At 41.8% G+C, this 6,868-nt stretch carries 4 protein-coding genes and 1 pseudogene; 4 read left to right on the top strand and 1 reads right to left on the bottom strand.

Going from position 1 to position 6,868, the window contains the following annotated elements:
* Positions 1–300: 300 nt before the first annotated feature.
* Positions 301–2,493: an alpha-galactosidase gene (locus ACQRBN_RS11795; RefSeq protein ID WP_427739195.1), complete on the bottom strand. Its 2,193-nt coding sequence runs from the start codon at positions 2,491–2,493 to the stop codon at positions 301–303.
* A 285-nt stretch (positions 2,494–2,778) separates the two neighbouring features.
* Here ACQRBN_RS11795 and ACQRBN_RS11790 point away from each other — a divergent pair.
* From ACQRBN_RS11790 to ACQRBN_RS11775, 4 genes and pseudogenes are all read left to right on the top strand, one after another.
* Positions 2,779–3,042 (top strand): annotated as a pseudogene (locus tag ACQRBN_RS11790) (MATE family efflux transporter); the annotation flags it as partial.
* Between the two features lie 231 nt (positions 3,043–3,273).
* The gene (locus ACQRBN_RS11785) at positions 3,274–3,987 is read left to right on the top strand and encodes a Crp/Fnr family transcriptional regulator (RefSeq protein WP_427739194.1); all 714 of its coding nucleotides are present in this window, start codon (positions 3,274–3,276) and stop codon (positions 3,985–3,987) included.
* Between the two features lie 153 nt (positions 3,988–4,140).
* On the top strand, positions 4,141–6,066 hold the full coding sequence (locus tag ACQRBN_RS11780) for an FAD-dependent oxidoreductase (RefSeq protein WP_427739193.1): 1,926 nt from the start codon (positions 4,141–4,143) through the stop codon (positions 6,064–6,066).
* Positions 6,067–6,086: 20 nt separating this feature from the next.
* Complete coding sequence (locus ACQRBN_RS11775) at positions 6,087–6,866, top strand: SDR family NAD(P)-dependent oxidoreductase (protein ID WP_427739192.1); 780 nt, start codon at positions 6,087–6,089, stop codon at positions 6,864–6,866.
* Positions 6,867–6,868 lie beyond the last annotated feature (2 nt).

Below are 6,868 nucleotides of genomic sequence, written 5' to 3'. Positions count from 1 at the left end.
TGTAATCGCCGGACAAATCTGAAGATTTCTCCGGCTCAGACATTCTTGAATTCTGTGCGTGTGGCACAGAATTCATCCTGATTTTGGACCTCTTTTTCACTAACGGCTTGTACGGCTCTTCTACGAATCCGAACGCCCATACTGCCCCTCTCTGCCTGTCATTCTTATGTGTGGCTCTTCATGAACTGTGGGGATTCCTGGCGGGGTGCAAGGGGGGAACGGTATTGGCAGGAAATGGCGGTTGGTCCCAGCCATCTTCTTCTGCTTTACCGTACACTTTCCAAGAATCTATTTTCTCCATTAAATTTCCACCTTCTTCAGATGAAACTGAAATGCCGTATACTCCGGTACTTCCCGATTAATCGGCAGCCCTGCATTCATAAGTGCAGCCCCGGAAAGAATGCGTTCACCATCATTAATCGTATACATAGCATGTGGCTCCAGTCCTTTTGCGCGTACATATTCCTGTGGTCCGTTACAGGTAAGATTCGTAACCACTACGCTTAGAAGTGACTCGCTCTTATCCTTGGTTACATGCTGCCACGCAGTCATATTACCTACTTCGAAAGGATTGGTTAAGCGGTAGAAGTCGCCTTCAAAGGTAATATGATAGTATCTGCGGAACAGGTCGCTTTGTTCTTTGCAGATTGTCTGTTCTTCTTTCGTTAGATGGGTTGCATCCAATTCATATCCGAAGGTTCCGCACATGGCAACGACGGCTTTGGTCTTAAGTGGTACGAATTTTCCGCTGTCGGAGATGTGTGCTCCCATCGTGCAGGTCGGATATACGAAGGATGTACCGTAGTGTAATTTCAGGCGGTCAATTGGATTGTTGTTATCGCTTACCCAGTATTGTGGATAGTAGTGGAGCATAGCAGCATCATATCGTCCGCCGCCTCCGGAACAGCCTTCGAAGAGGATATCCGGGTGTGTTTTAATAATGTTATCCATAACACGGTATAAACCGAGTACGTAGCGGTGATATACTTCACCTTGCTTGTCTGCTGGAAGTTCGTTGGACCAGATGTCAGCAAGTGAGCGGTTGATATCCCATTTTACATAGAAGATATTAGCATCATCCAAGATGGCATTCACTTTTTCAATCAGATAATCCTGTACATCTTTGCGGCTCATGTCAAGGGCAATCTGGTTACGGCTTCGCACTGCGTGGCGCCCTGGAATCTGCATTGCCCATTCCGGATGTGCGCGGTATAGGTCGCTGTCTTCTGATACCATCTCAGGTTCGAACCAGATACCGAATTTCATGCCGAGATCATTGATCTGTTCTACCAACTTGTGAAGACCGCATTTGATCTTTTTCTCATTGACTACCCAGTCTCCGAGACCGCTGTTGTCATCGTCACGTTTGCCAAACCAGCCATCATCCATAACTAACAGGTCTACACCCATATTCTTGGCAGCCTTGGCAATCTCTACTAATTTTACATCATCAAAATCCATAAAAGCGGCTTCCCAACTATTGATCAATACCGGACGCTGCACGTCTGTCACGAATTTGCTCTTGCAGAGGTTGGTGCGGTAGAAATCATGGTACAAGTGTGAAAGTCCTGTGAATCCGTGTTCGGTGAAAGCCATTACGACTTCAGGTCCTTCAAAAGTCTCGCCTGGCTTTACTTCATATACGAATTGTTTTGGATTGATTCCCATGACCAGGCGAAGCTGATCATACTGGTCAAGTTCTACTTCGGTAAGGAAGTTGCCGCTGTACATCAAAGAGAAGCCATAGCATTTGCCATAATCTTCCGTGGCATTCTGATCACATAAGACCACGAAAGGATTCTGTTGATGGCTGGAAGAGCCGCGCACGCTTCCGATGGTATGTATGTGATGGGTCAGATGCTGGCGTTCTACCTGGCGTTCCTGACCGTAACGTCCCGGAAGGCTTAACAGATCCATATCGGAACCGTTCAGGAAATCCAGGCATACAGACATAATCTTTTTAAGATGGATGGATTTCTCGCCGATATTTCTTACCTTGACAGCACGGGTAATGATGTCAGCCTCTTCAAATACGCTGTATAGAAGAGTTACCTGTACGTTGCTTACCTCATCGGATAATGTAATCTCCAATGTATCTACGGTATCATCGTCATTTGCAAATGTGCATGGAAGGGTATCCAACTGATATTTTCCTTCGATGATTCCAAAATTCAGTGCTTTGCCATGAAAAGAGTAGCTTCCGTCCGAATTAACGACTTCAATGCTGGTAGTTCGGAAATCCCCTTGCTGTTGTGTGCTGAATTCCTGTGGCTGTGCGTCAAGGGAAAATGTTCTGGAATTCCTGGATTCATATGGGTTCCCGGAGAATCCTCTGTCGTACTGCATAATCTGATAGGTCATATCAGCGTCATGAATAGTTGGACCATAATAGAGATGCAGTAAATAATCTAAATTGCCTATCTTCATTTGATAGGACGTATTTTTCGTGTGTAAAGTAAGTGTCTTGCTTTTGTCATTAAAAATAATTCCCATAAGTGCTGGTTGGCCTCCTGTTTCTGATATTTCTTTATGAAACTCCGTTCATCAATAATGCTATTATAGCATAGCCCATTATAAATTTATTTGGACGAAAGGTAGAAAAAAACAGGAAAAAGTGGTGGATTTGACGAATCTGGGAGAGACGTTTCTGTTCCCGAGTTCTTCCGGTTGGATTGTAATTCCTGCTGTTAGGAGCGTACAAAACAGCCAAGATTGTATATACTTTATATGGTTAGAAGTAACTAATGATAGAACAGGAGGAACAAAGGTTGAAACAGACACTTGATACAAGGGATGATGTTTGCCAGACAACTTTTGACTTTTGCCGGAGCCAGTGACAACATTTAAAAGGCAATGACGATTATTGCCAGCGGTGCTATTTTGAATATTATTCTTGATCCGATTTTTATCACGATTATGAAGCCTTATGGTATGGGAATTGAAGCAGCGGCTTATGCAACTATTCTTTTGCAGTTTATCCAGGCTGCTGTCACCCTGTGGTATTTCAAAAAGAAAAGTCCTAACGTAAAAATCGGACACATCGTTTCACAGTGTTCCATAAATTGTTGTCCATGATTGGCAGTTCATCGTATTTCATATTGATCTGGGAGATCATTCCGCTGTTCAATACATTTTAGATGCGAAAGAACTCTTTGTACGAAAATAATAACATGCGTGTTTTATGGAAATATTGAATCTTGACATGTAAAATTCATATCGTTATTATAAAACTGTGATAGATGACGTTGGAAAAGGGAAGAAAGAGGGAAAGATGTGGAGAAGTATGCACCACACATTGTACCAAGTATTTATCTTGCAAACTATCTAAATGAATTTGAAAGTACGATACAGAATTACGATGTAACACTAAAAACAATTAAAAAGGGTGAATTTTTGACGCAATATGGAGTAGTGAATAATACTGCCTATTATATAAAAAAAGGCATCATTCATTTGTCTCTGGGGCATGATCAAGGGAAAAAATCGCTATGTTTGTTTGGTATTGGAACTATTTTTCCCGTGGGGGTTGAAATCCATAAGTTTCGTGCTGAATATGAGATGATGTTGCAGGCGTTTACGGACCTTGAAGTATATGAGATGTCATATCCGACATTGAAGAAGATTGTGCAGGAAAATGGAATGCTTGCCGGAGAATTATTGAAAGAGAATTGTGATTTTATCGGTTATATGTTCTTAGATACGATTAATCAGACATTCGAACCATGCCTAAGCCGTATTTGTGATATTCTGTATCTATATATTATGAAAGTACATCCTAATAAGGATGTTATACCATTGACGCAATCAGAACTTGCCAGTATAGCAGGTGCGTCGCAGGCGCAGATGGAGAGAACAATCAAGTTGTTAAAAGACGAAAAGGTATTATCTACATCTAGAAAGCAAATCACAATATTAGATAAAGAAAAATTATTGAATTATTGTACGCTTGGTATGCGTGATAATGTACAGGAAGATGGTTTAATATAATTAAAATTATTTTATAAAGAAGATAAAGCATAGAGCAATGTATATTGTAATATGCTTTATTTTTTTTGCGAAAAAATACTACTTTCCCTCACATGATGGAGAAGGAAGTGTGAAAGAGGGATAAGATTAATAAAAAACAAGGGAGAGCGTTGAATGAAAGTTTTTGAGCCAATAAAGATACGGGAAATGGAATTAAAAAATCGTATGATAGTCTCGGCAATGGTAACCAATTACTGTAGGGAGGATGGATTGGCGACAGAAAAGTTTATTGCTTATCATGAGCGAAAAGCCCAGGGTGGCTGGGGACTTATTATTACGGAAGACTATAAGATTAATCCGACAGCTGGAGGTTTTAAAGATCTTCCAGGACTATGGGATGATGCGCAGATTGCTAGTCATCAAAAGTTGACAAAGAGAGTTCATCAGGCAGGAGGAAAAATTGCAGCACAGATATATCATGCGGGGCGTGAGACCAGTAGTGCAGTGACAGGCGAACAGCCAGTAGGACCGTCTGCGTTGAAAGATCCGACAATGCCGGAGATTCCACGGGAACTGACAGTAGAAGAAATCCATCTATTAATCCGGCAGTTTGGTGATTGTGCCAAACGAGTAAAAGATGCAGGATTTGACGCTGTGGAAGTACATGGCGCACATGGCTATTTGATTGGGGCTTTTATGTCGCCATTTTCGAATAAGCGCACAGATGAATATGGGGGATGTATAGTAAACCGTGCGCGGTTTGCTGTGGAGATTGTACAAGATATTCGAAAAAAGTGTGGGGAGGATTTTCCGATCATTTATCGGATGTCAACTGTGGAATATGTGCATGGTGGTCTAGAGATTGAAGAGACAAAGGTAATCGCCCGAATTTTGGAACAGAATGGTGTAGATTGCATCCATTGTTCACAAGGGGTATATGCGTCTACGCATACAATCATTCCACCATCTGTGGTGCCAAAGGCAGCCTATGTAAATAATGCGGCAGAGATTAAAAGTGTAGTATCTGTACCAGTAATAGCGGTCGGAAGAATCAATGATATTCAGGTGGCAGAAAATGTGATTATGTCAGGCAAGTCAGACTTGGTGACGATGGCAAGGGCATCTCTGGCAGATCCGGACCTTCCTAAGAAAGTGATGAATGGACAGGAAGAAGATATTCTTCGTTGTATTGGATGTCTTCAGGGATGCAGTGCGGAAAGTGCCAATGGAAGATATGTACGGTGTCTTGTAAATCCCGTAACGGGCATGGAAAATGAGTATGATTTGAATCCTGTCCGGAATCCGAAACGGGTGTTGGTAGTCGGCGGTGGCGTTGCCGGATGTGAGGCAGCAGTTGCTTCAGCCATGAAAGGACATAAAGTAACGTTAGTCGAAAAGGAAGATCGATTGGGTGGACAATGGATTCCGGCATCTGTACCGATTGGAAAAGGAGAATTTACCACGCTGATATACTGGCAAAAGTGTCAATTGAAAAAATATGGGGTTCGTATCTTATTAAATACGGAAGCCGATATGGAAATGATACTTAGTGAAAATCCTGATGTGATCATTGCAGCTACTAGAAGTTGCCCGTTCGTTCCGCCAGTTAGTGGTAGTGAACAGTCATTCGTAGTAAATGCACATGATGTCCTAATGGGAAAAGTAACCGTGGGAAACAAAGTGGTAGTAATTGGTGGGGGACTAGTCGGTGCTGAAACAGCAGATATGCTGGCTGAACAAGGAGTAGAAATATCGATTGTAGAGATGCTGCCGCAAATTATTCGTGATGGAGAACCTTCGCCGTCTATGTATTTAAAAAAGCGTTTAAAAGAAGCCCATGTGAATATATTTACATCAACAAAATTGAAGGAGATTGGATATCATACTGTAATAGTAGAATGTGGTGGTAGAGAATCGGTTATTAGGGATGTGGATACAGTGGTTATAGCAGTAGGTGTAAAGACCGAAAGGAAGTTTCTGGATGAATTGGAAGGAGTAAACTGCCCGGTTATAAAAGTTGGAGATGCAAATGGCGTCAAAAATGGATATATGGGAATTAGAGAAGGATTTGAGGCTGGTTTAAGTCTTTCAAATTTATAAAAATACAAGGAGGAAAGGACATGAGTAACAAAAAAGTAATTCTAATTACTGGTGCTGCCATGGGGATTGGTCGAGCGGCGGCCTGCAAATTTGCCAGAAATGATTGGTCCGTAGCTATGATTGACAGGGAAAAAGAAGCATTAATGGCAGTGAGTGAGGACTTAAAAAAAGAAGGGAGGGATGTGGAACCGTTTTTATGCGATGTTTCGGATTACGAACAGTGTAATGATACTGTAGAAAAAGTGGTTGCACATTATAGGAAAATTGATGCTCTTTACAATAATGCAGGAGTTCTTGGCGATCGTCTGGGAATTTTGGATTTTGATCATAAAGCATTTCAAGAAGCATTTCAGACCAACGTGTTTGGAAGTATGTATATGATTCAGTTGGTTTCGCGAACTATGGTAGAACGGAAATTGGAGGGATGTATTATTAATACGACATCTATCAATGCAGATATTGCAACATGGGATCCGGTAGGTTATATCGGAAGCAAGGGAGCTATGAGATGTCTGACCCGTACTTGCGCGTTCCAACTTGGCAAATATAAAATCCGTGTGAATGCTGTATCTCCAGGTGCAACAGTTACGCCAATGGCACGTGCATCATGGGAGAATAAAGAGGTGTATGATACGGTTGCTGGTTTACATATCCGTAATATGTGGATACAGCCGGAAATGGTCGCTGATGCTGCATTTTTCCTTGCAAGTGAAGAAGCATACGGAATCAATGGTGTGATACTTCCCGTTGATGACGGATATACATGCGGAAAATCTGCAGATTTTAGTAAAATTTCATAAGA

The sequence above is a fragment of the Bariatricus sp. SGI.154 genome (assembly GCF_050313795.1).
Classification (GTDB): Bacteria; Bacillota; Clostridia; order Lachnospirales; family Lachnospiraceae; genus CAMBRQ01.
The sequence above is the reverse complement of the archived record's forward strand: the minus strand, read 5'-3'. Positions and strand labels throughout refer to the sequence as shown.

What these genes read in the sequence shown, in the direction of transcription:
- ACQRBN_RS11775 (WP_427739192.1), top strand. Translation starts at nt 6,087, where the DNA reads ATGAGTAACAAAAAAGTAATTCTAATTACTGGTGCTGCCATGGGGATT.
- ACQRBN_RS11780 (WP_427739193.1), top strand. Translation starts at nt 4,141, where the DNA reads ATGAAAGTTTTTGAGCCAATAAAGATACGGGAAATGGAATTAAAAAAT.
- ACQRBN_RS11795 (WP_427739195.1), bottom strand. Translation starts at nt 2,493, where the DNA reads ATGGGAATTATTTTTAATGACAAAAGCAAGACACTTACTTTACACACG.